Origin of the sequence: Streptomyces venezuelae, assembly GCF_008642355.1 — a bacterium.
Lineage (GTDB): Bacteria > Actinomycetota > Actinomycetes > Streptomycetales > Streptomycetaceae > Streptomyces > Streptomyces venezuelae_B.
On sequence record NZ_CP029193.1, the window covers coordinates 1,449,526 to 1,470,642 of the forward strand.

Consider the following 21,117-nt stretch of genomic DNA (forward strand, 5'->3'; position numbering starts at 1 on the left):
GAACGCTCAGAGCAGTGCGGCCCGCGGGCCGTCCGGCTGCTCCAGACGCTTCTCCAGGATCGAACGCGCAATGGCCGACGACTCGTCATCCGTCAGCCTCCGGAACCCCTCGTCGGAAATCACGGTGACGATGGGGAAGATCCGCCGCGCCATGTCCGGGCCGCCCGTCGCCGAGTCGTCGTCCGCGGCGTCGTACAACGCCTGGACGACCAGCGTCGTCGCCTGCTCCTCCGTCAGACCGTCGTGGTAGAGCTTCTTCATCGCACCCCGCGCGAAGACCGAACCCGAACCGGTCGCCGCGAACCCGTGCTCCTCCGAACGCCCACCCGTCACGTCGTACGAGAAGATGCGGCCCTTCTCGCGGTCCACGTCGTACCCCGCGAAGAGCGGCACCACGGCGAGACCCTGCATCGCCATGCCGAGGTTGCTGCGGATCATCGTGGAGAGCCGGTTCGCCTTGCCCTCCAGCGACAGCGTGGCCCCCTCCACCTTCTCGAAGTGCTCAAGCTCCAGCTGGAAGAGCTTCACCATCTCCACGGCCAGACCCGCCGTACCGGCGATACCCACCGCCGAGTACTCGTCGGCCGGGAACACCTTCTCGATGTCGCGCTGCGCGATGACGTTGCCCATCGTCGCCCGCCGGTCACCGGCGAGGACGACACCGCCGGGGAACGTCACGGCCACGATGGTCGTGCCGTGCGGCGCCTCGATGACGCCCTGCGTGGGCGGCAGTTGGCGGTTGCCGGGGAGGATCTCCGGCTGGTGCTCGGAGAGGAAATCCATGAACGACGACGAACCAGGCGTCAGGAAGGCAGCTGGTAGACGCCCGGTGCTACGAGGATTGGCTTCCACGAGTTTCCTTCCAGGTAAGCGGTGGCTCGGCGGGTCTTGTCGGGGTCGTCCCCCAACTTGCCGATGCCCGAGTTGCAGTTGAAGCACAGTACGCCACGGACTTTACCCGTCTCGTGACAGTGATCCACATGGACTGCGGGGGCACTGAGACAGATCACGCAGAGCCCCTTTTGAGAGGCGATCAGCGCGACAGTACTTGTGCCCCTCAGGAACAGCGACCTTCGGCCGTACATTCTTGCCCTTGGCAATCTGTCGCGCTTGATAGTACGCAGCCCAGCACTCGCGACAGTAGGCCTGCAGGCCGTCACGGCTAGAGCTGTTTCGCGCGAAGGCTGCCCGCGGCCACTCGACCCGGCACCGCGAGCAACGCTTCACATCCGCTTCTTGCTCCACTTACCGCAGCCCCCTCGTAACCTTGGATCCGAAGGCAAAAGGGCTCTACTGTCCGCCCTTCTGAACGAAGGAGCGCACAAAGTCCTCCGCATTCTCCTCGAGGACATCGTCAATTTCGTCAAGAACCGAGTCGACGTCGTCGCTCAGCTTCTCCTGGCGTTCCTTGAGGTCCTCCGAAGCCTGCGCGTCCTGCGTCTGCTCCTCGGTCTCCTCGGTGGGACGCGTCGCCTTCTGCTGTCCGCCGCCGGTGTCCTTGGTCGCCATCTACCTCACCCCGCTCGCTCGGTTAGACGTTCTTGATCAGACCCTACGCTTCGGGTCCGACATAGGCCCCGCAGTTGCCTCAACGTGCGGGGTCTCACCTGTGTGATTCCCCCGCCGATGACCTTTCAGCCGCCCGAGAGGACCCGAACCAGGTCCTCTGCCGATCGGCAGCGGTCCAGGAGTTCCTTGACGTGGTTCCTCGTGCCGCGCAGGGGCTCCAGCGTGGGGACCCGTTGCAGAGAGTCACGGCCGGGGAGGTCGAAGATGACCGAGTCCCAGGACGCCGCGGCCACGTCGTCCGCGTACTGCTCGAGGCAGCGGCCGCGGAAGTACGCGCGCGTGTCCTCGGGCGGCTTCGTGGTGGCTCGCTCGACGTCCGCCTCGTCGAGGAGCCGCTTCATCTTGCCCCGCGCGACCAGGCGGTTGTACAGGCCCTTCTCGGCCCGTACGTCCGCGTACTGCAGGTCGACGAGGTGAAGGCGTGCGGCGTCCCAGTCGAGGTTGTCGCGCCGGCGGTAGCCCTCCATGAGTTCTCGTTTGGCGACCCAGTCGAGCTCTCCGGAGAGGCTCATCGGGTCGCTCTCCAGGCGCCCGAGGACATCTTCCCAGCGGGACAGGACGTCCTTGGTCTGATCGTCGGCGTCGGAGCCGTACCGCTCCTCGACGTATTTGCGGGCCAGCTCGAAGTACTCCATCTGGAGCTGCACCGCGGTGAGTGACCGGCCGCTACGAAGCGTGATGAGGTGCTTGAGGGACGGGTCGTGGGACACCTGGTGCAGCGTGCGCACGGGCTGGTCGACCGCGAGGTCGACGTTGATGAAGGCGTCCTCGATCATCGCGAGCACCAGGGACGTCGTGCCGAGTTTCAGGTACGTCGAGATCTCGGAGAGGTTGGCATCGCCGATGATGACGTGGAGCCTGCGGTATTTCTCGGCGTCCGAGTGGGGTTCGTCGCGGGTGTTGATGATGGGGCGCTTGAGGGTGGTCTCGAGGCCGACCTCGACTTCGAAGTAGTCGGCGCGCTGGCTGAGCTGGAAGCCGTGTTCGTGGCCGTCCTGTCCGATGCCGACGCGTCCCGCTCCGGTGACGACCTGGCGGGAGACGAAGAAGGGCGTCAGGTGCCGCACGATGTCGGAGAAGGGGGTGTCCCGCTTCATCAGGTAGTTCTCGTGCGTGCCGTAGGAGGCGCCCTTGTTGTCGGTGTTGTTCTTGTAGAGGTGGATCGGCTGGGCGCCGGGCAGTGCCGCGGCGCGCTCCGCGGCTTCGGCCATGATGCGTTCGCCCGCTTTGTCCCAGAGGACGGCGTCCCAGGGGTTGGTGATCTCCGGGGAGCTGTATTCGGGGTGTGCGTGGTCGACGTACAGGCGTGCGCCGTTGGTGAGGATGACGTTGGCGAGGCCGATGTCCTCGTCGGTCAGCTGGCTGGCGTCGGCGGCCTCGCGGGCGAGGTCGAAGCCCCGCGCGTCCCGCAGCGGGTTCTCTTCCTCGAAGTCCCAGCGGGCGCGTCGCGCCCGGTGCATCGCCGCGGCGTAGGCGTTGACGATCTGGGACGAGGTGAGCATGGCATTGGCGTTGGGGTGGCCGGGGACGGAGATGCCGTACTCCGTCTCGATGCCCATTACTCGCCGTACGGTCATGCGGCCCTCCTTGCCCGGCGGCGCTCCCGTTCGGGAACGGCGCTCAAGTACCGCTGGTGCTCCGGTGCGTGTGCGGTGCCCGTCCCCGCACTGCGCGACTCGGCGGTACCGAAGAGCCTAGAACGCCTTTGCGCTGGTGGGGAGATCATTGCTGTCATTGAAAAACAGACGGCCGCGGGTACCCGTGAAGGACACCCGCAGCCGCCCTGTGTTCTACAGGTATTGACCGGTGTTGGCCACCGTGTCGATGGAGCGTCCGGTATCCGCGCCCTGCTTTCCGGTGACGAGCGTACGGATGTAGACGATCCGTTCGCCCTTCTTTCCGGAGATGCGGGCCCAGTCGTCCGGGTTGGTGGTGTTGGGCAGGTCCTCGTTCTCCTTGAACTCGTCGATGCAAGCCTGGAGGAGGTGAGCGACCCGAAGGCCCTTCTGGTTGGCTTCGAGGAAGGCCTTGATGGCCATCTTCTTGGCGCGGCCCACGATGTTCTCGATCATGGCGCCGGAGTTGAAGTCCTTGAAGTAGAGGACTTCCTTGTCTCCGTTGGCGTACGTCACCTCGAGGAAGCGGTTCTCCTCGGACTCCGCGTACATCTGCTCGACGACGGACTGGATCATGCCGTGCACCGTGGCGCGCCGGTCGGCGCTGTGCTCGGCGAGGTCGTCGGCGTGCAGGGGGAGGCGTTCGGTGAGGTACTTGGCGAAGATGTCCTTGGCCGCTTCGGCGTCCGGGCGCTCGATCTTGATCTTGACGTCGAGTCGTCCGGGTCGGAGGATCGCGGGGTCGATCATGTCCTCGCGGTTGGAGGCGCCGATGACGATGACGTTCTCCAGGCCTTCGACGCCGTCGATCTCGGCGAGCAGCTGGGGGACGATGGTGTTTTCCACGTCCGAGCTGACGCCGGATCCGCGGGTGCGGAAGAGGGATTCCATCTCGTCGAAGAAGACGATGACAGGGGTGCCTTCGCTCGCCTTCTCGCGGGCACGCTGGAAGACCAGGCGGATGTGTCGCTCGGTCTCGCCGACGTACTTGTTGAGGAGTTCGGGGCCCTTGATGTTGAGGAAGTAGCTCTTCCCCGCGGGCTGGCCGGTGACCTCTGCGACCTTTTTGGCGAGTGAGTTGGCGACGGCTTTCGCGATCAGCGTTTTGCCGCAGCCGGGGGGCCCGTACAGCAGCACACCCTTGGGGGGCCGCAGTTCGTGCTCCTTGAAGAGGTCGGGGTAGAGGTACGGAAGTTCGACGGCGTCCCGGATCATTTCGATCTGGCCGCCGAGGCCGCCGATCTTCTCGTAGCTGATGTCGGGGACTTCTTCGAGGACGAGTTCTTCGACCTCGCTCTTGGGCACGACTTCGTAGACGTAGCCGGAGCGGGGTTCGAGGAGCAGGGCGTCGCCGGGGCGGATGGTGACGTCGAGGAGGGGTTCGGCGAGCCGGACCACTCGTTCTTCGTCGGTGTGTCCCACCACCAGGGCTCGGTCGCCGTCCTCAAGAATTTCCTTGAGGGTGACGATGTCGCCGACGCTCTCGTACTCCATGGCCTCGACCACGTTGAGCGCTTCGTTGAGCATGACTTCCTGGCCGCGCCTGAGCTCTTCGAGCTCCACGCTGGGGCTGACGTTCACCCGGAGCTTGCGGCCCCCGGTGAAGATGTCGGCCGTGCCGTCCTCGTTCGCCGCGAGGAAGACTCCGAAGCCGGCCGGTGGCTGTGCGAGCCGGTCGACTTCTTCCTTGAGGGCCACGATCTGGTCGCGGGCCTCGCGGAGCGTGTTGGCGAGCCGCTCGTTCTGTGCGGACACGCCGGCCAGGTTGGTCTGCAGCTCGACGATCCGCTCTTCGAGAATCCTCGTATGACGCGGAGAGTCGGCGAGCTTGCGTCGCAGGACGGCGATTTCCTGCTCGAGATAGGCAACCTGACCGGCAGGGTCTTCAGACCCTCGCCCCGGCCGGATGCCGCGGTTGATGTCGTCGTCGTGGGCTGCCACGGTCCTCACCTCCTCCAAGGGGAGCTGGACGCTTCCTGACCCTACCTGGGTGGGTGTCGATTGAAACCCCTAGATCACAAAGACGGTGGGGGTGTGTCCGATCTTCACCCTTGCGCTCTCCCTCACACCAGGGGAATACCCACCCAACAACATCGGAAAGCGGGCGGTTGTATCGTCGAAGTGTTCAACACCCGTCAGGGCTGGCCCGACTTGCTGCATTGTGGGGTCGCTCGGCGCTGAGACCGGCAGGAGAGATGACCGTGCGGCACGAGGCCGAGACCGGCAGTGAGGGCCACGATCTGGAGGTCTGGATCGACCAGGACCTCTGTACCGGGGACGGCATCTGTGCGCAGTACGCGCCCGAGGTCTTCGAGCTGGACATCGATGGTCTGGCGTATGTGAAGAGCGCCGACGACGAGCTGTTGCAGGCGCCGGGGGCGACAACGCCCGTGCCGCTGACGCTCCTCAACGATGTGGTGGACTCGGCCAAGGAGTGTCCGGGGGACTGCATCCATGTGCGTCGCGTTTCGGACAGCGTCGAGGTGTACGGCCCCGACGCGGCTTGATTTCACCCCTGCGGCGGTGTCATACGCTGCGTGCTCCTGCGGGGGCGGTCCGCTTGAACGTGCCGTCCTTCCACTGCCACTTGGCCTTGTCCTTCTGGTCGGGGCAGCAGCGGGGGACGTCGGGGGTGGAGTAGCCGAGCAGGGTCGCGGTGACGGCGCCGTCGCGCAGGGTGAGGCCGGTGGCGTTCTGCCGGTCCTTGGGGTCGACGAGGGTGGCGACGACGCGGGGCTTTCCCGTCTTGGGCCTGGTGATGACGTAGATCCCGTCGGGCGGGGTGCCGGAGCCTGCTTCGCAGTGGACGACGGCGACGGTTTCGGGTCTGCCGTCGCCGTCGAGGTCGCCGGAGGCCTTGTTCTTCACGACGGGTTCGACGGGGCCGCAGGCGATCGGGAAAGTGACGGCGGCGGGGTCGGGCGCGGGGACCGGGGCGGCTGCGCCGGCGGCGGCTCGGGAGTGCGTTCCGGGGCCGGTCTGGGCCGCGGTGGCGGGGTCGGGCTGCAGGACGGCGGAGCCCGCGACGACGGCGGCGAGTGCGGCCGCGACAGCCAGCCAGTGGACGGGGCGGGTGGTGGTGTGTGCCAGTTCCGGGACCGCGGGGTGCTGCACGGGGAAGCGTCTCCTGTGAGGGCTGGGCCGGCGGGGAGGTGGCCAGCATCGTGCCATACGTCACAGTGCGGAGGAACACCGGGGTCCGGTGGTTCTCGCGGTTCTTCCGGTACGGGCTGGTGTCCTGCTCAACGAAACGGCGCCGCCGCCGAGTTCCCTGGTCGGTCAGGGAACTCGGCGGCGGCGCCTGTTCATTGGACGGGGCGTGTCTCGCGGGTCAGCGCGGGGAGCCGCCGTCGGCGTTCGGTCCTGAGTAGTCCTCGCCGTAGGCGCCCTTGGCGGGGCGGCGGCGGCGCATGGGCGGCTCGACGCCGTCCGCGAGGCGGCGGGCGGTGAGGAGGAAGCCGGTGTGCCCGATCATGCGGTGGTCGGGGCGGACGGCGAGGCCCTCGATGTGCCAGTTGCGGATCATCGATTCCCAGGCGGTGGGCTCGTTGAAGCCACCGATCTCGCGGATGGACTCGACGGTCCGTGCGAGCTGGGTGGTGGTCGCGACGTAGCAGCAGAGGATGCCGCCGGGGACGAGTGCCTTGGAGACGGCTTCGAGGCATTCCCAGGGGGCGAGCATGTCGAGGATGACCCGGTCGACCTCGGTGTCGCTGAGGTTGTCCTGGAGGTCGCCGACGGTGAGCTGCCAGGCGGGGTGGGGTCCGCCGAAGTAGCGCTCGACGTTCTGCTGGGCGATCTCGGCGAAGTCCTCGCGGCGCTCGTAGGAGTGCAGCATGCCCTGGTCGCCGATGGCGCGGAGCAGGAAGCTGCTCAGCGAGCCCGAGCCCACGCCCGCCTCGACGACGCGTGCGCCGGGGAAGATGTCGGCGAAGGCCAGGATCTGCCCCGCGTCCTTGGGGTAGACCACGGCGGCGCCGCGGGGCATGGACAGGACGTAGTCGGGGAGCAGGGGTCGCAGCGCCAGGTAGGCGACGTTTCCCGTGGTTCGGACAACACTGCCCTCGGGAGCGCCGATCAGCTCGTCGTGGGGGAAGGAACCCTTGTGGGTGTGGAAGTTCTTCCCGGCTTCGAGCGTGAACGTGTAGTGGCGTCCCTTGGGGTCGGTGAGCTGGACCTGGTCCCCGACCTTGAAGGGCCCGCGACGGCGGGCGGCACCGGTCGGTTCGGACATGTGACCAGCCTACCGGCCTCGGCGCGGCCCGCCGACCACTGAGGGTTGTCCTAGGTGGGGCGGGCCATGGCCTTGACGAAGGCGCGCTCGACGTCGGCGGCGGAGAGGACTCCGTAGATCTCGCCGGACTCCTCGACGACGAGGTATTCGGTGGCGGGTGTGGCGCGGAGGGTGTCGAGGAGTTCCTCGCCGGAGAGCTCGGCGGAGATGCGCATGCCTTCGGTGAGGTCCTGGGCGAGGCCGCCCACGCCGACCCAGGGGCGGCGGTGCTGGGGCACGGAGACGATGGCCGCTTCCCGGACGAGGGCCACGGGGTCTCCATCGGTGTCGACGACGACGAGGGCGCGGGCGCCTGCGTCGTTCGCGCGGCGCAGCGCTTCGGAGAGGGGTGTTTCGCTCTCTACGGGGACGGCGCGGCGGGTGAGGGTGCGGGCGCGGAGTTCGGGGAGGTGTTCGCGCAGGCGGGCCATGCGGAGGCTGTTTCCGGCGCCGGTCCAGATGATCGCGGCGAGGATCGCGGCGAGCAGGGCGTCGGTGACGGTGTCCATGCCGCCGATGTCCTGCGCTTCGCCGCCGAGGGCGCCGGACTGGTTGAGGAGGGGCAGGCCGATGAGGACGGAGATGGCGAGGGCACGGCCGACCCAGGCGGCGGCGACGGTGCCGCTCATGGGTTTGCCGGTGATCTTCCAGACGACGGCGCGCAGCATGCGACCGCCGTCGAGAGGCAGTCCCGGGAGGAGGTTGAAGGCGGCGACGATGAGGTTGGAGATCATCAGGCCGGCGAGGAGGACGCCGGGGACGGTGCCGGGGTCTACGGCCTGCATGCCCGCGTAGAAGACACCGGCGAGGACGAGGGAGAGGAGGGGGCCGACGAAGGCGAGAACGAATTCGCGGCCGGGGGTCTCGGATTCCTTCTCGATCTCGGAGACGCCGCCGAAGAACTGGAGCTGGATGCGGCGCACGGGCAGCTTGAAGCGGAGGGCCGCGACGGTGTGGGCCAGCTCGTGCACGAGCACGGAGGCGTAGAAGGCGACGGCGAAGAAGAGGGAGACGAGGTAGCGGGCGCCGCCGAGTTCGGGCAGGACGCGGTCGAGCTGGTTGCCGAAGACCCAGGTGATGAGGGCGGCGACGAGGAACCAGCTGGGCGCGACGTAGACGGGTACGCCGAAGGGTTTGCCCATGAGGAGTCCGCCGCCGGGGCCTTTCTGGGCCTTGGGCGGTACGGGGGTCCCCTTGCCGGGGCGGCGGGGGTTCGCGGCGCGGGGGCGCGGGGGTTCGGCGGGTTGTTCTTCCGCGGGGGCCTTGGTGAGGGAGGCCCGGCCGCCGCTGTTCGTCGACTCGGCGGGGCGCGCACTGTCACCGTCCCGCTCCGGCCGCGCCGGTCCGTGGGACGGGTCGGCCTGGCGGGCCGGGTCGGACGCGTGGGCCGGATCGGACGCGTGGGCCGGATCGGCTGCGTCGGACGTGTGGGCCGGGCCCTGCGGATCGCTCCGGTCGGCCGATGGGGCCGGGCGCAGAGGGTCGTCCGCAGGGCGTCGTCGGGGCTCGCTCGCCGGGCGCTGCGGCTCGTTCGCCGGGCGCTGCGGTTCTTCGGCCGTGTCGACCGGGCGCGTCGGCTCCTGGGAGCCGGGCGCGTGGTGCGGCCTTTGTGGTTCCGCCGGCCGCAGGCCCTCCGCGCCGTCGGACTGCGGCCTGCCGCTCCCGCCGCTTTCGTCCACGATGTCCCCTCGTTCGAAGCGTCCCTCGCCCCGGTATGGCGTGGTTACCCGCACGATCATGCAGGGCGAGAGGGTCTGCCGTCGATGGTATGCGGCTGTTGTCAGTGTCGGGTCGTAGGGTCTGTTCCTATGGAAACCAGCTCCGACGACGCCGTGGCGGCCGTGCGCCCGGCGTCCTTGTCGCCCTCGCGTGCGGGCGATTTCATGCAGTGCCCTTTGCTGTACCGGTTCCGGGTGATCGACAAGCTGCCCGAGAAGCCGAGTGAGGCGGCGACGCGGGGCACGTTGGTGCATGCGGTGCTGGAGCGGCTCTTCGACGCGCCCGCGGGTGAGCGGACGGCGCCGCGGGCCAAGTCGCTCATTCCGGGGCAGTGGGACCGTCTGCGGGAGGCGAAGCCGGAGCTGTCGGAGCTGTTCGCGGACGATCCGGAGGGCGAGCGGATGGCGCGCTGGCTGTCGGACGCGGAGAAGCTGGTGGAGCGGTGGTTCACGCTGGAGGATCCGACGCGGTTGGAGCCGGCCGAGCGGGAGCTGTTCGTGCAGGCCGAGCTGGCGTCGGGGCTGAAGCTGCGCGGGATCATCGACCGGGTGGATGTGGCACCTTCGGGTGAGGTCCGCATCGTGGACTACAAGACGGGCAAGGCTCCGCGTCCCGAGTACGCGGAGGGTGCGCTGTTCCAGATGAAGTTCTACGCGCTGGTGGTGTGGCGGCTGAAGGGTGTGGTGCCGCGGCGTCTGCAGCTCGTGTATCTGGGGAGCGGTGATGTGATCACGTACGACCCGGTGGTGGCGGACCTGGAGCGGGTGGAGCGAAAGCTGCTCGCGCTGTGGGAGGCGATCGAGCTGGCGACGGAGACGGGGAACTGGCGGCCGCGGCCGACGAAATTGTGCGGTTGGTGCGACCACCGGGCGGTCTGTCCTGAATTCGGGGGGACTCCCCCGCCGTATCCGCTTCCTGTGAGGGCGCCCGAGTCGGCGGAGGGTGAGCAGGGCAGAATGGGCGCGGGCTAGCTGAAGGAGAGACACGTGGCCATCCGCGTCCTACTGGTCGATGACCAGCCGCTGTTGCGCACCGGGTTCCGGATGATTCTGGAGGCCGAGCAGGACATCGCGGTCGTCGGCGAGGCCGGAGACGGCCTGCAGGCTCAGGATCAGGTGCGGGCGTTGCAGCCCGATGTGGTCCTCATGGACATCCGTATGCCGCGGATGGACGGGGTCGAGGCGACGCGGCAGATCACCGGTCCGGGCCGGGACGGTCCGGCGAAGGTGCTGGTTCTGACGACCTTCGACCTCGATGAGTACGTGGTGGAGGCGCTGCGCGCCGGTGCCAGCGGCTTCCTCCTGAAGGACGCCCCGGCGAACGAGCTGGTGCAGGCGATCCGGGTGGTCGCGGCGGGTGAGGCGATGCTGGCGCCGAGCATCACGCGTCGGCTCCTGGACAAGTATTCGGCGCATCTGCCGTCGGGTGACGAGCCGGTGCCGGACACGTTGCACACGTTGACCGACCGTGAGGTCGAGGTACTGAAGCTGGTGGCCCGCGGCCTGTCGAACGCGGAGATCGCGGCGGACCTGTTCGTGAGCGAGACGACGGTGAAGACGCACGTGGGTCATGTGCTGACGAAGCTGGGGCTGCGCGACCGGGTGCAGGCCGCTGTGTACGCGTATGAGAGCGGTCTGGTGCGTCCCGGCGCGCAGTGACGGTGACGCTGTCCCCGTCCGGGGTGTGAACGAGGAAGGGCGGCCGTCCCCCGAGGGGGCGGCCGCCCTTCGCCGTCGGTGGACGGCTCAGCCCTTGCTGATCTCCCAGAAGCGGAAGACGGTCGAGGCGTCGAGGCAGGACTCCAGGCCGTAGACGCTGTCGCGGACGACGGCGTACTGCTTGGCCTGCCAGACCGGCAGGATGGGCAGCTGTTCGGCGACGATGTCCTGGAGGCGGCCGTACTGCTTGTCGGTCTTGGTGCGGTCGCTCTCGGTGGCGGTGCCCGGGATGATCTTCGAGGTGATGGTGGGGTTCTCGAAGTGGTTGCCGAGGACGTTGCCCTTGCCGAAGAACGGCTGGGTGAAGTTGTCGGCGTCGGGGTAGTCGGGGACCCATCCCTTGACGTAGACGCCGTACTTGCCGGCTTCGATGTCCTTCTCGTACTGCTCGAAGGCGACGGACTTCACGTCGGCGTCGAAGAGGCCGGAGGCGTTGAGCTGCTTGGCGATGGCCCGCAGTTCCTGGTCGGTGGCCGGGCCGTAGCGGGTGGGCGTCGACCAGAGGGTGAGCTTGACCTTGCCCTCGACGCCGTCGGCGCGGAGCGCGGCGGCGGCCTTGGCGCGCTGCGGGCGGGCGCCGTAGGTGTCGAAGAAGGCGGTGTTGTGGCCGCCGATACCGGCGGGGACGATCGAGTACAGCGGCGTGGCCGTGTCCTGGTAGACCTCCTTGACCAGGGCGTCGCGGTCCAGGAGGTAGGCCATGGCCTTGCGGACGCCGAGCTTGCCGGCGACGGGGTCCTTCATGTTGAAGACCAGGTGCTGCACCTCCGCGCTGGTGCCCTCGACGATGTCGACGTCCTGGCCTGCCTTGGAGGTGTCCTGCTCGATGTCGGCGATGTCGGCGGCGGCGAGGCCTCGGTAGGCCACGTCGATCTTGCCGTCGAGGAGGGCCTGCTTGAGGCCCTTCTGGTCGCCGCGGAAGAACTTGAGGGAGATGCCGTCGTTCTTCGTCTTCGCGGTGCCCTTGTACTCGGAGTTGACGGAGAAGACCGCCTGCTCCTTGCTGAACGAGTCCAGCCTGTACGGTCCGGAGCCGACGGCCTTGCCGTCCTCGCGGAGCCGGTTCATGTCGTACTCGGTGTGGTCCACGATCGAACCGGCGCCCGAGGCGATCTTGCTGGGGAAGGTCGCGTCGGAGTACTTCAGCTTGAAGACGACGGTCTTGGCGTCGGGCGTCTGCACCTGGTCGAGCATCGGGAACATCAGCGCGGGGCCGTCGTCGTCGTTGATCTTCCGCATGCGGTCGAAGGAGAACTTGACGTCCTTCGAGGTGAGCGCGTTGCCGTTGCTGAACTTCAGCCCGTCACGCAGCTCGCACTTGAAGACCTTCGCCTCCGTGTCGGTGAAGCCGCACTCCTCGGCGGCCTCCGGCTCGGGCTCGGTGGCGCCCTTGGGGAAGCTGAGGAGCGACTGGAAGACGTTGTTGAACAGGAGCCAGGAGCCGGGGTCGTAGCCGGATGCCGGGTCGGTGGCGAGGACGTCGTCGGACATCCCCATCACTACCGCGTCGCCCGTGTCCCCCGCACCGCCCGATTCCGTGCCGCAGCCGGTCAGCAGGGCGGCGGCCAGCCCTCCCGTGAGGGGAAGGGCCAGCCACTGGTTACGACATTTCACGTACGTGCCTTTGTTGGTGTGATCGTTCGCTGGAACTTGAGTGCCCTCGGGGTGCGGGGGTCAGCCGCTGACGCCGCGGCCGAGCTCCCACAGCTGGAGGTTCGAGGAGGAGTTGAGGGCCCACTCGATGCCGGTGATGTCGTCGCGCGCGGCGATGTACTGCTTGCCCTGCCAGAGCGGGAGCACCGGGACGTCGTCGGCGACGATGTCCTGGATCTTGCGGATGCTCTTGGAGGCGGCGAGCCGGTCGGCCTCGCGGCGGGACATCGGGATCAGCTGGTCGTTGATCGTGTCATTGACGTACGGCGAGCCGAGGAAGTTGTCCTTGTCGAGGAACGGCGCGAGGAAGTTGTCGGCGTCGGGGAAGTCGGGGAACCAGCCCATGCCGTACGCCGCGTACTTGCCGTCGCGCTCGGCGGCGCGGAAGGTGTTCCACGGCACGCCCTTGACCGACACGTCGAACAGGCCGGAGTCGTTCAGCTGCTTCTGCAGCAGCTCGAACTCTTTCTTCGTGCCGGGGCCGTAGTGGTCGGTCGTGTAGTGCAGGGTCATCTTCACCGGCGTGGAGATGTTGGCCTTGTTGAGCAGGGAGCGGGCCTTGGCGGTGCTCGGGTTGCCGTACTTGTTGAAGAACGAGTTGGCGTGCCCGGTGATGGTGGAGGGCACCAGCGAGTACAGCGGGTCGGCCGTCGAGCCGTACACCGAGGAGGCGAGCGCGCCGCGGTCGACGAGCTGCGCGATGGCCTGGCGGACGGCCTTGTTCTTGGCCATGGGGGCGTCGGTGTTGAAGGCGAGGTAGCGGATCTCCAGGCCCTGCATGTCGACGAGGTCGATCTTCTTGCTCGTGGAGGCGTCGAGCTCCTTGACCTGCTCGGGCGACATGGTGCGCGTCATCAGGTCGATGTCGCCGTCCTCGAGCGCCTTGCCCATGGCCTCGGTGTCGGTGAAGTTGCGGAGCTCCACCTTGTCGCTCTGGATCTTGAACCCACCCTTGTAGTGGGGGTTCTTGGTGAACACCGTCTTGACGAGACGGTTGTCCTCGACCTTCTGCTCGGCTTTGTAGGGGCCGGAGCCATCGACCTCGAAGCCGTCGCGCAGCTTGTTCTTGCTGTAGTGCTCCTTGCTGATGATGCCCGCGGTGGGGGTCGCCAGCTTGAAGGGGAACGTCGCGTCGGGGGTCTTGAGGTGGAAGACGATGTCGCGGTCGCCCTGGACCTCGATCTCGTCGACGTTGGAGACCAGACCGTCGGAGCCGCTGGGGTCCTTGATCTTGATGTCGCGGACGCGCTCGATGGAGAACTTCACATCGGCGGCCGTCAGCGGCTTGCCGTCGGAGAACTTCAGCCCCTTGCGCAGGGTGCAGGCGTACCGCTCGTTGCCGGTGTCGGTGAAGCCGCACTGCTCGGCCGCCTCGGGCTGCGGGTCGCCGCCGCCGCGCGGCATGCCCATCAGCGTCTGGACGGTCTGGCGCAGGACGTTCCAGGAGCCCGCGTCGTAGGCGTACGCCGGGTCGAAGGGGGCCGGTACTTCCTTCGAGATGGCGAACGTGTCCGTGGTGCCGACCGCGATCGGATTGTCGCCGTCGCCGCCGTCGGAGCCACCGCACGCGGCGAGCGCGGGGGCGAGCAGACCTATGACTGCCGGCAGCACCAAAGTCTTGCGGTTCATGCTCGACGTTCTCCAGAGCTCTTGAATCCCGTGAATCCCGCAACGCGGGGTGTGGGTTGGTGGGGCACGGGGGGTGGGGCGATGTTCTCGCGACGAGATTAGTCCGCACCAGACGAGCGTCGGAGGGCGCCTGAACCCGCAATCAATCACGCTGCGAAACCGGGCGTGGACACACTGATAACCCGACACCGGAAGGTTTCGTGCACGCTCCCATCAATCGGGACACAACGTCACGCCGCATCGGCCCCCGCAATCGCACACAGCACAGGCGGGCCCTGCTGTCGACCCTCGTTCGGGTGGGAAACGTCACACACCGAAACAGGGTTGGCGGTGAAACCGGCGGAGCTGTCAGAGGGTCATCAGGCCTTGCAGGAAAGGCAGGTTGACGTGTTCGAGGGACGGAACGACCGTGCGGCCCGCGACGGCGGGGATGGGGGCGACCGACGGCACGGCCACCACGCGGCAGCCCGCGGCCTCGGCGGAGGCGACGCCGGTCGCGGTGTCCTCGATGACGGCGCATCTGGCGGGGTCCGCGCCGAGGCCCCGGGCCGCAAGGAGGTAGGGGTCGGGGTGCGGCTTGGTGCGGGCCACCTCGTCGCCCGCGACGGTGAGTTCGAAGTGGTGGGCGCCGATCGAGTCGAGGACGCGGTCGATGATGCGGCGGTGCGAGGCGGAGACCAGGGCCATCGGCACGCCGTGCGTGGCGAGTTCGGCGAGCAGGCGGGTGGCGCCCGGCATCAGTGGCAGGGAGCGGCTGATGCGGTTCTCGAATCCGTCGTTGAGCAGCACGGTGAGCTCGGGGACCGTGATGTCGGCGCCGGTGGCCTCGATGAGGAATCCGGCGCTGCGGGTCATGGGGCCGCCCACGACGACATCGCGCCAGGCCTCGTCGAGGGCGTGGCCCAGGGAGGCGAAGACCTCGACCTCGGCGTCCCACCAGAAGCCCTCGGTGTCGACGAGGGTGCCGTCCATGTCGAGGAGCACGCCCTGCAATGCGGAGCTTTCGGCCATTGGGGTGCCGAGCGCGGGAACCGTACTGGTCATGCGACCACACCTTCCATAAGGGACGAGAAGGCCGGTTGCCTCCTTCTTGCGGGAAGGCAACCGGCCTGCACTGGACCGACCAGTGTACGACTGCTCCGGATCAGCGCGCGTTGAAATATTTCGCCTCGGGATGGTGGATGACGATCGCGTCGGTGGACTGCTCGGGGTGGAGCTGGAACTCCTCGGAGAGCTGTACGCCGATCCGCTCGGGCTGCAGGAGCTCGGCGATCTTGGCGCGGTCCTCCAGGTCGGGGCAGGCGCCGTAGCCGAGCGAGAAGCGTGCGCCGCGGTACTTCAGGGCGAACATGTCCTCCACGTCGGCGGGGTCCTCTCCCCCGAATCCGAGTTCGGCGCGCACTCGGGCGTGCCAGTACTCGGCGAGGGCTTCGGCGAGCTGGACGGACAGGCCGTGCAGTTCGAGGTAGTCGCGGTAGGAGTCGGCGGCGAACAGCTCCGCGGTCGCCTCGCCGATCTTCGAGCCGACGGTGACGACCTGCAGGCCCACCACGTCGGTCTCGCCGGATTCCTCGGGGCGGAAGAAGTCGGCCAGGCACAGCCGGCGCCCGCGGCGCTGACGCGGGAAGGTGAAGCGGGTGCGCTCCGAACCGTCGTCGTTGAGGATGATCAGGTCGTCGCCCTTGGACACGCACGGGAAGTAGCCGTAGACGACGGCGGCTTCCAGGAGGTTCTTGGTCTGCAGCTCGTCCAGAAGACCGCGCAGGCGCGGGCGGCCCTCGCTCTCGACGAGCTCCTCGTACGTGGGTCCGTGGCCGGTGCGGGCCTGCTTGAGGCCCCACTGCCCCTTGAACAGGGCGCCCTCGTCGAGCCAGGAGGCGTACTCCTTGAGCTGAATGCCCTTGATGACGCGGGTGCCCCAGAACGGGGGCGTGGGCAGCGGATTGTCGACGGCCACGTCGGAGCGGGACGGGCCCTCGGGCTCCTCGACGGCGACCGGAGTGTCGCGCTTGGGCACGCGGCGCTGCTTGAGTTCGGGCAGGCGCGCGCCGGGCACGCCGCGTTTGACGGCGATGAGGGCGTCCATCAGCCGCAGGCCCTCGAACGCGTCGCGGGCGTAGCGGACTTCGCCTTCGTAGATCTCGTGCAGGTCCTGCTCGACATAGGCGCGGGTCAGGGCGGCGCCGCCGAGGATGACGGGATAGTCGGCGGCCATCTGGCGCTGGTTGAGCTCCTGAAGGTTCTCCTTCATGATCACCGTGGACTTCACCAGCAGCCCCGACATGCCGATGACATCCGCCTTGTGTTCGGCGGCGGCATCCAAAATCGCCGCGACCGGCTGCTTGATGCCGAGGTTGACGACGTTGTAGCCGTTGTTGGACAAGATGATGTCGACGAGGTTCTTGCCGATGTCATGCACGTCGCCGCGCACGGTGGCCAGCACGATGGTGCCCTTGCCCTCCGCACCCTCCACCTTCTCCATGTGCGGCTCCAGGTGCGCCACGGCCGTCTTCATGACCTCGGCGGACTGCAGCACGAACGGCAGCTGCATCTGCCCGGAGCCGAACAGCTCCCCGACCACCTTCATGCCCTCAAGCAAAGTGTTGTTGACGATGTCCAGCGCGGGGGTGTCCCGCAGGGCTTCGTCGAGATCGGCCTCCAGGCCGTTCTTCTCACCGTCGATGATGCGCCGCTGCAACCGCTCCTCCAGCGGCAGCGCCAGCAGCTCCTCGGCCTTGCCCGCCTTCATCGACTTCGTCGAGACCCCCTCGAACAGCTCCATCAGCTTTTGCAGCGGGTCATAGCCCTCGGCGCGCCGGTCGTAGATCAGGTCGAGGGCGACCTTGACCTGCTCCTCCTCCAGACGCGCGATCGGCAGGATCTTCGAGGCGTGCACGATCGCGGAGTCCAGCCCCGCCTTGACGCACTCGTCCAGGAACACGGAGTTCAAGACGACACGGGCGGCCGGGTTGAGGCCGAAGGAGATGTTGGACAGACCCAGCGTGGTCTGCACGTCGGGGTGGCGCTTCTTCAGCTCACGGATCGCCTCGATGGTGGCGATCCCGTCACCCCGGGACTCTTCCTGACCGGTGCAGATGGTGAAGGTCAGCGTATCGATGAGAAGGTCCGACTCCTGGATGCCCCAGTTACCGGTCAGATCGGCGATCAGGCGCTCGGCGATGGCGACCTTGTGCTCGGGCGTGCGGGCCTGGCCCTCCTCGTCGATGGTCAGCGCGATCAGCGCCGCCCCGTGCTCCTTGGCCAGCGCGGTCACCTTCGCGAAGCGGGACTCCGGACCGTCCCCGTCCTCATAGTTGACGGAGTTGATCACCGCACGCCCGCCCAGCTTCTCCAGACCCGCCTGGATGACCGGCACCTCGGTGGAGTCCAGCACGATGGGCAGCGTGGAGGCAGTGGCGAACCGCCCGGCAAGTTCTTCCATGTCCGCCACCCCGTCGCGGCCCACATAATCCACACACAAGTCGAGCATGTGCGCGCCCTCACGGATCTGATCGCGCGCCATCTCCACACAGTCGTCCCAGCGCCCCTCCAGCATCGCCTCACGGAACTTCTTCGACCCATTGGCGTTGGTCCGCTCCCCGATCGCCAGGTACGAGGTGTCCTGCCGGAACGGGACAGTCTGGTACAGCGACGCGGCGCCCGGCTCGGGGCGCGGGTCGCGCGGGGCCGTCTCGACACCCCGGACGCGCTCCACGACCTGGCGCAGGTGCTCCGGCGTCGTGCCACAGCAGCCGCCGACCAGGGAGAGCCCGTAGTCGCGCACGAAGCTCTCCTGCGCGTCCGCCAGCTCGGAGGCCGACAGGGGGTAGTGGGCGCCGTCCTTGCCGAGGACGGGGAGGCCCGCGTTCGGCATGCAGGAGAGCGGGATGCGGGAGTGGCGGGCGAGGTAGCGCAGGTGCTCGCTCATCTCGGCCGGGCCCGTGGCGCAGTTCAGGCCGATCATGTCGATGCCCAGCGGCTCAAGGGCGGTGAGCGCGGCGCCGATCTCGGAGCCCAGGAGCATGGTGCCGGTCGTCTCGACGGTGACCGAGCAGATCAGCGGGAGGTTCGCGCCGGTGGCGTCCAGGGCGCGGCGGGCGCCGAGGATGGCGGCCTTGGTCTGCAGGAGATCCTGGGTGGTCTCCACCAGGAGTGCGTCGGCGCCGCCGGCGATCATGCCTTCGGCGTTGGTCTGGTAGGCGTCGCGCAGGACGGTGTACGGGGCGTGGCCGAGGGTCGGCAGCTTGGTGCCGGGGCCCATCGAGCCGAGGACCCAGCGCTGCTGTCCGGTGGAAGCGGTGAACTCGTCGGCGACCTCGCGGGCGATGCGGACGCCGGCCTCGGAGAGTTCGAAGTTGCGGTCGGCGATGTCGTACTCGCTGAGTGCCGCGAAGTTCGCGCCGAAGGTGTTGGTCTCCACGCAGTCCACGCCGACGGCGAAGTACTCCTCGTGCACGGAGCGCACGATGTCGGGGCGGGTGACGTTGAGGATCTCGTTGCAGCCCTCGAGCTGCTGGAAGTCGTCGAGCGTGGGGTCCTGCGCCTGGAGCATGGTGCCCATCGCGCCGTCGGCCACCACCACGCGGGTGGCGAGGGCCTCGCGGAGGGCGTCGGCTCGGGTCCTGCTGTCGGACGAGACAGGCGTGGGCTGCGACGACGGGGTCGGCGACGAGGCCATGAAAGAGCTCCCTGGAGTGCGACGGCTGTCGGCTTTGCGTCCTCTGGCTGGAGGGCGCACTCGGTCAGGGTAGCCGGGACCATGGTCCCGTTGTGAAGTAGTCCACGGGACGGACGGGCGGGGCGGGGTTGGCCGGATCGGATCGTCGGGGTGGTCCTTGGGTACAGGACAGGCCGTCCGCGTATTAGCGGGAGGTCGACAACGACCGATAGTGTTCAGCATTGTCGAACGTGGATGGGTACCAGGGGACGGAGGTCGGGGCTGCGATGGCACGCAACATCCAGTCGCTCGAAAGGGCCGCGGCGATGCTGCGGCTGCTCGCGGGCGGCGAGCGACGGCTCGGCCTCTCCGAGATCGCTTCCGCCCTCGACCTCGCCAAGGGTACGGCGCACGGCATTCTGCGCACCCTTCAGGCGGAGGGTTTCGTGGAGCAGGACTCCGCGTCGGGCCGCTATCAGCTGGGCGCGGAGCTGCTGCGTCTGGGCAACAGCTATCTGGACGTGCATGAGCTGCGGGCGCGTGCCCTGGTGTGGACGGACGATCTGGCGCGTTCCAGCGGCGAGAGCGTGCACCTGGGGGTCCTGCACCAGCAGGGTGTGCTGATCGTCCACCACGTGTTCCGGCCCGACGACAGCCGGCAGGTCCTGGAGGTGGGGGCCATGCAGCCACTGCATTCCACGGCGCTGGGGAAGGTCCTGTCGGCGTACGACCCGGTGGCGCACAACGAGGCCGTCGAGGTCGAGCGGCAGACGTTCACCGTGCACACGGTGACCGACCCCGAGGGTTTCGAGGGCGTCCTCGATCTGACTCGCGCGCGCGGGTACGCGTCCGACGTCGAGGAGACCTGGGAGGGCATCGCCTCCGTAGCCGCGCCCATTCACGACCGGCGGCGGATGCCGGTCGGCGCGGTCGGTGTCACGGGCGCCGTGGAGCGCGTGTGCAAGGACGGGGAGCTGCGGCCCGAGCTGATCGCCGCGGTGCGGGACTGCGCGCGTGCGGTGTCCCGGGATCTGGGCGCCGGGCGCTTCTGAGCGGGGCGAGCCGCCGGGCGGTTCGGCGGTTCGACGTGCAGGTGGCCCGGGTTCGGGCGACGATCCATGGACGCGTCAGGGCCCCGCTGTGGGCGTGTCGGCGCCTCAGGTGAACGGGCCCCGACGGAGGCGGACAGGTGCGTCCGTACCGATAGGTCGAAACGATCAATAACGATCGTGTTTTCAATAACAGAACTCTTGACGAGCGAGTAACCCCGGAGCGAGACTCGCGTCCATCGGTCGGCATTGTCGAACACCTACCGGCATTACGCGCTAGAGTGGGACAAGGCCAAGGGCCGGCAACGACCTCACCTGAGGTCGCGGACCACCGGAGGGACCCGGGGTTCGCCTTCCCCTGGACGAAGGACAAAGGAGTCGCGGGTGTCCAGCTCCGACATCTTCATCGGCGAGACCATCGGTACCGCCGTGCTCATCCTGCTCGGCGGTGGCGTGTGCGCCGCCGTCACGCTCAAGCGCTCAAAGGCCAAGGACGCCGGCTGGCTCGCCATCACCTTCGGGTGGGGCTTCGCCGTACTGACCGGTGCCTACCTCGCGGGCGGCGTCTCCGGCGCCCACCTGAACCCGGCGGTCACGCTCGGGCTCGCCGTCGAGGGCGGCACCAAGTGGAGCGACGTTCCGCTCTACCTGGGCTCGCAGCTGCTGGGCGCGATGATCGGCGCCGTTCTGGTGTGGGTCACGTACATGGGCCAGTTCAAGGCCCACCTGACCGACCCCGAGATCCTCGCGGCGCAGCCCGTCGAGGACGGCATGGTCGACCAGAAGGCCGCCCCCGCGGCGGGACCGGTGCTCGGGATCTTCTCGACGGGCCCCGAGATCCGCAACTACGTCCAGAACGTGCTCACGGAGATCATCGCCACGGTCGTCCTGGTCCTCGCCATCCTCACGCAGGGCCTCAACGACGGCGGCAACGGCCTCGGTGTCCTCGGCGCGCTCATCACCGCGCTCGTCGTGGTCGGCATCGGCCTCTCACTCGGTGGCCCCACGGGCTACGCGATCAACCCCGTCCGTGACCTCGGTCCGCGCATCGTCCACTCCGTGCTCCCGCTGCCGAACAAGGGCAGCTCGGACTGGTCGTACGCCTGGGTTCCGATCGTCGGCCCGCTGATCGGCGGCGCCATCGCCGGCGGTCTCTACAACGTCGCATTCAAGTAGAACCGCGACAGCGACCGATGACCGGCACAGACGCCTGAGACCGACAGCCAAGAACTTC

At 68.1% G+C, this 21,117-nt stretch carries 17 protein-coding genes; 5 read left to right on the forward strand and 12 right to left on the reverse strand.

The annotated features are described in order from the left end of the window. Positions 1-6: 6 nt before the first annotated feature. The 5 genes from prcB to arc all read right to left on the reverse strand — a co-directional run bounded on the left by prcB (position 7) and on the right by arc (position 5,126). A complete protein-coding gene (prcB, locus tag DEJ47_RS06755) occupies positions 7-852 on the reverse strand; it encodes a proteasome subunit beta (protein WP_150165886.1) in 846 nt (281 codons plus the stop codon). Beyond that, entirely contained in the window at positions 804-1,085 is a 282-nt protein-coding gene (locus DEJ47_RS06760) for an endonuclease VII domain-containing protein (RefSeq protein ID WP_398338923.1), read from the reverse strand. The genes prcB and DEJ47_RS06760 overlap by 49 nt, the downstream gene beginning before the upstream one ends. 205 nt (positions 1,086-1,290) lie before the next feature. Next, complete coding sequence (locus DEJ47_RS06765; protein WP_150165888.1) at positions 1,291-1,509, reverse strand: ubiquitin-like protein Pup; 219 nt, start codon at positions 1,507-1,509, stop codon at positions 1,291-1,293. 125 nt (positions 1,510-1,634) lie between these two features. Beyond that, complete coding sequence (dop, locus tag DEJ47_RS06770; RefSeq protein WP_150165890.1) at positions 1,635-3,146, reverse strand: depupylase/deamidase Dop; 1,512 nt, start codon at positions 3,144-3,146, stop codon at positions 1,635-1,637. 213 nt (positions 3,147-3,359) lie between these two features. Then, on the reverse strand, positions 3,360-5,126 hold the full coding sequence (gene arc, locus DEJ47_RS06775) for a proteasome ATPase (RefSeq protein WP_062780029.1): 1,767 nt from the start codon (positions 5,124-5,126) through the stop codon (positions 3,360-3,362). Between the two features lie 254 nt (positions 5,127-5,380). On the opposite strand from arc, the gene DEJ47_RS06785 reads away from it, so the two are divergent. Then, entirely contained in the window at positions 5,381-5,692 is a 312-nt protein-coding gene (locus DEJ47_RS06785) for a ferredoxin (protein ID WP_150165892.1), read from the forward strand. A gap of 19 nt (positions 5,693-5,711) precedes the next feature. On the opposite strand, the gene DEJ47_RS06790 is transcribed toward DEJ47_RS06785, so the two are convergent. The 3 genes from DEJ47_RS06790 to DEJ47_RS06800 all read right to left on the reverse strand — a co-directional run bounded on the left by DEJ47_RS06790 (position 5,712) and on the right by DEJ47_RS06800 (position 9,137). Next, positions 5,712-6,299 (reverse strand): hypothetical protein, encoded by a 588-nt coding sequence (locus tag DEJ47_RS06790; RefSeq protein WP_150165894.1) that lies wholly within the window; start codon positions 6,297-6,299, stop codon positions 5,712-5,714. Positions 6,300-6,516: 217 nt separating this feature from the next. Further along, positions 6,517-7,419: a tRNA (adenine-N1)-methyltransferase gene (locus DEJ47_RS06795; protein ID WP_055567236.1), complete on the reverse strand. Its 903-nt coding sequence runs from the start codon at positions 7,417-7,419 to the stop codon at positions 6,517-6,519. 50 nt (positions 7,420-7,469) lie between these two features. Then, the gene (locus tag DEJ47_RS06800; protein WP_150165895.1) at positions 7,470-9,137 is read right to left on the reverse strand and encodes a site-2 protease family protein; all 1,668 of its coding nucleotides are present in this window, start codon (positions 9,135-9,137) and stop codon (positions 7,470-7,472) included. Between the two features lie 129 nt (positions 9,138-9,266). Here DEJ47_RS06800 and DEJ47_RS06805 point away from each other — a divergent pair, with 129 nt between their 5' ends. Continuing rightward, a complete protein-coding gene (locus DEJ47_RS06805; RefSeq protein ID WP_150165897.1) occupies positions 9,267-10,148 on the forward strand; it encodes a RecB family exonuclease in 882 nt (293 codons plus the stop codon). Positions 10,149-10,163: 15 nt separating this feature from the next. Next, complete coding sequence (locus tag DEJ47_RS06810) at positions 10,164-10,835, forward strand: response regulator (protein WP_150165899.1); 672 nt, start codon at positions 10,164-10,166, stop codon at positions 10,833-10,835. A gap of 87 nt (positions 10,836-10,922) precedes the next feature. On the opposite strand, the gene DEJ47_RS06815 is transcribed toward DEJ47_RS06810, so the two are convergent. From DEJ47_RS06815 to metH, 4 genes are all read right to left on the reverse strand, one after another. After that, positions 10,923-12,509: an ABC transporter substrate-binding protein gene (locus DEJ47_RS06815; RefSeq protein ID WP_150165901.1), complete on the reverse strand. Its 1,587-nt coding sequence runs from the start codon at positions 12,507-12,509 to the stop codon at positions 10,923-10,925. A 60-nt stretch (positions 12,510-12,569) separates the two neighbouring features. Next, complete coding sequence (locus DEJ47_RS06820) at positions 12,570-14,177, reverse strand: ABC transporter substrate-binding protein (RefSeq protein WP_150165903.1); 1,608 nt, start codon at positions 14,175-14,177, stop codon at positions 12,570-12,572. Positions 14,178-14,525: 348 nt separating this feature from the next. After that, positions 14,526-15,221: an HAD family hydrolase gene (locus DEJ47_RS06825; RefSeq protein WP_150165905.1), complete on the reverse strand. Its 696-nt coding sequence runs from the start codon at positions 15,219-15,221 to the stop codon at positions 14,526-14,528. 100 nt (positions 15,222-15,321) lie between these two features. Continuing rightward, complete coding sequence (metH, locus tag DEJ47_RS06830; RefSeq protein WP_150165907.1) at positions 15,322-18,855, reverse strand: methionine synthase; 3,534 nt, start codon at positions 18,853-18,855, stop codon at positions 15,322-15,324. Between the two features lie 266 nt (positions 18,856-19,121). Here metH and DEJ47_RS06835 point away from each other — a divergent pair, with 266 nt between their 5' ends. Together DEJ47_RS06835 and DEJ47_RS06840 are read left to right on the forward strand one after the other, a co-directional pair. Further along, positions 19,122-19,886: an IclR family transcriptional regulator gene (locus DEJ47_RS06835; RefSeq protein ID WP_150165909.1), complete on the forward strand. Its 765-nt coding sequence runs from the start codon at positions 19,122-19,124 to the stop codon at positions 19,884-19,886. Between the two features lie 381 nt (positions 19,887-20,267). Further along, positions 20,268-21,059, forward strand: a complete 792-nt coding sequence (locus tag DEJ47_RS06840) for an MIP/aquaporin family protein (protein WP_150165911.1) — start codon at positions 20,268-20,270, stop codon at positions 21,057-21,059. The last annotated feature ends 58 nt before the right edge of the window (positions 21,060-21,117 follow it).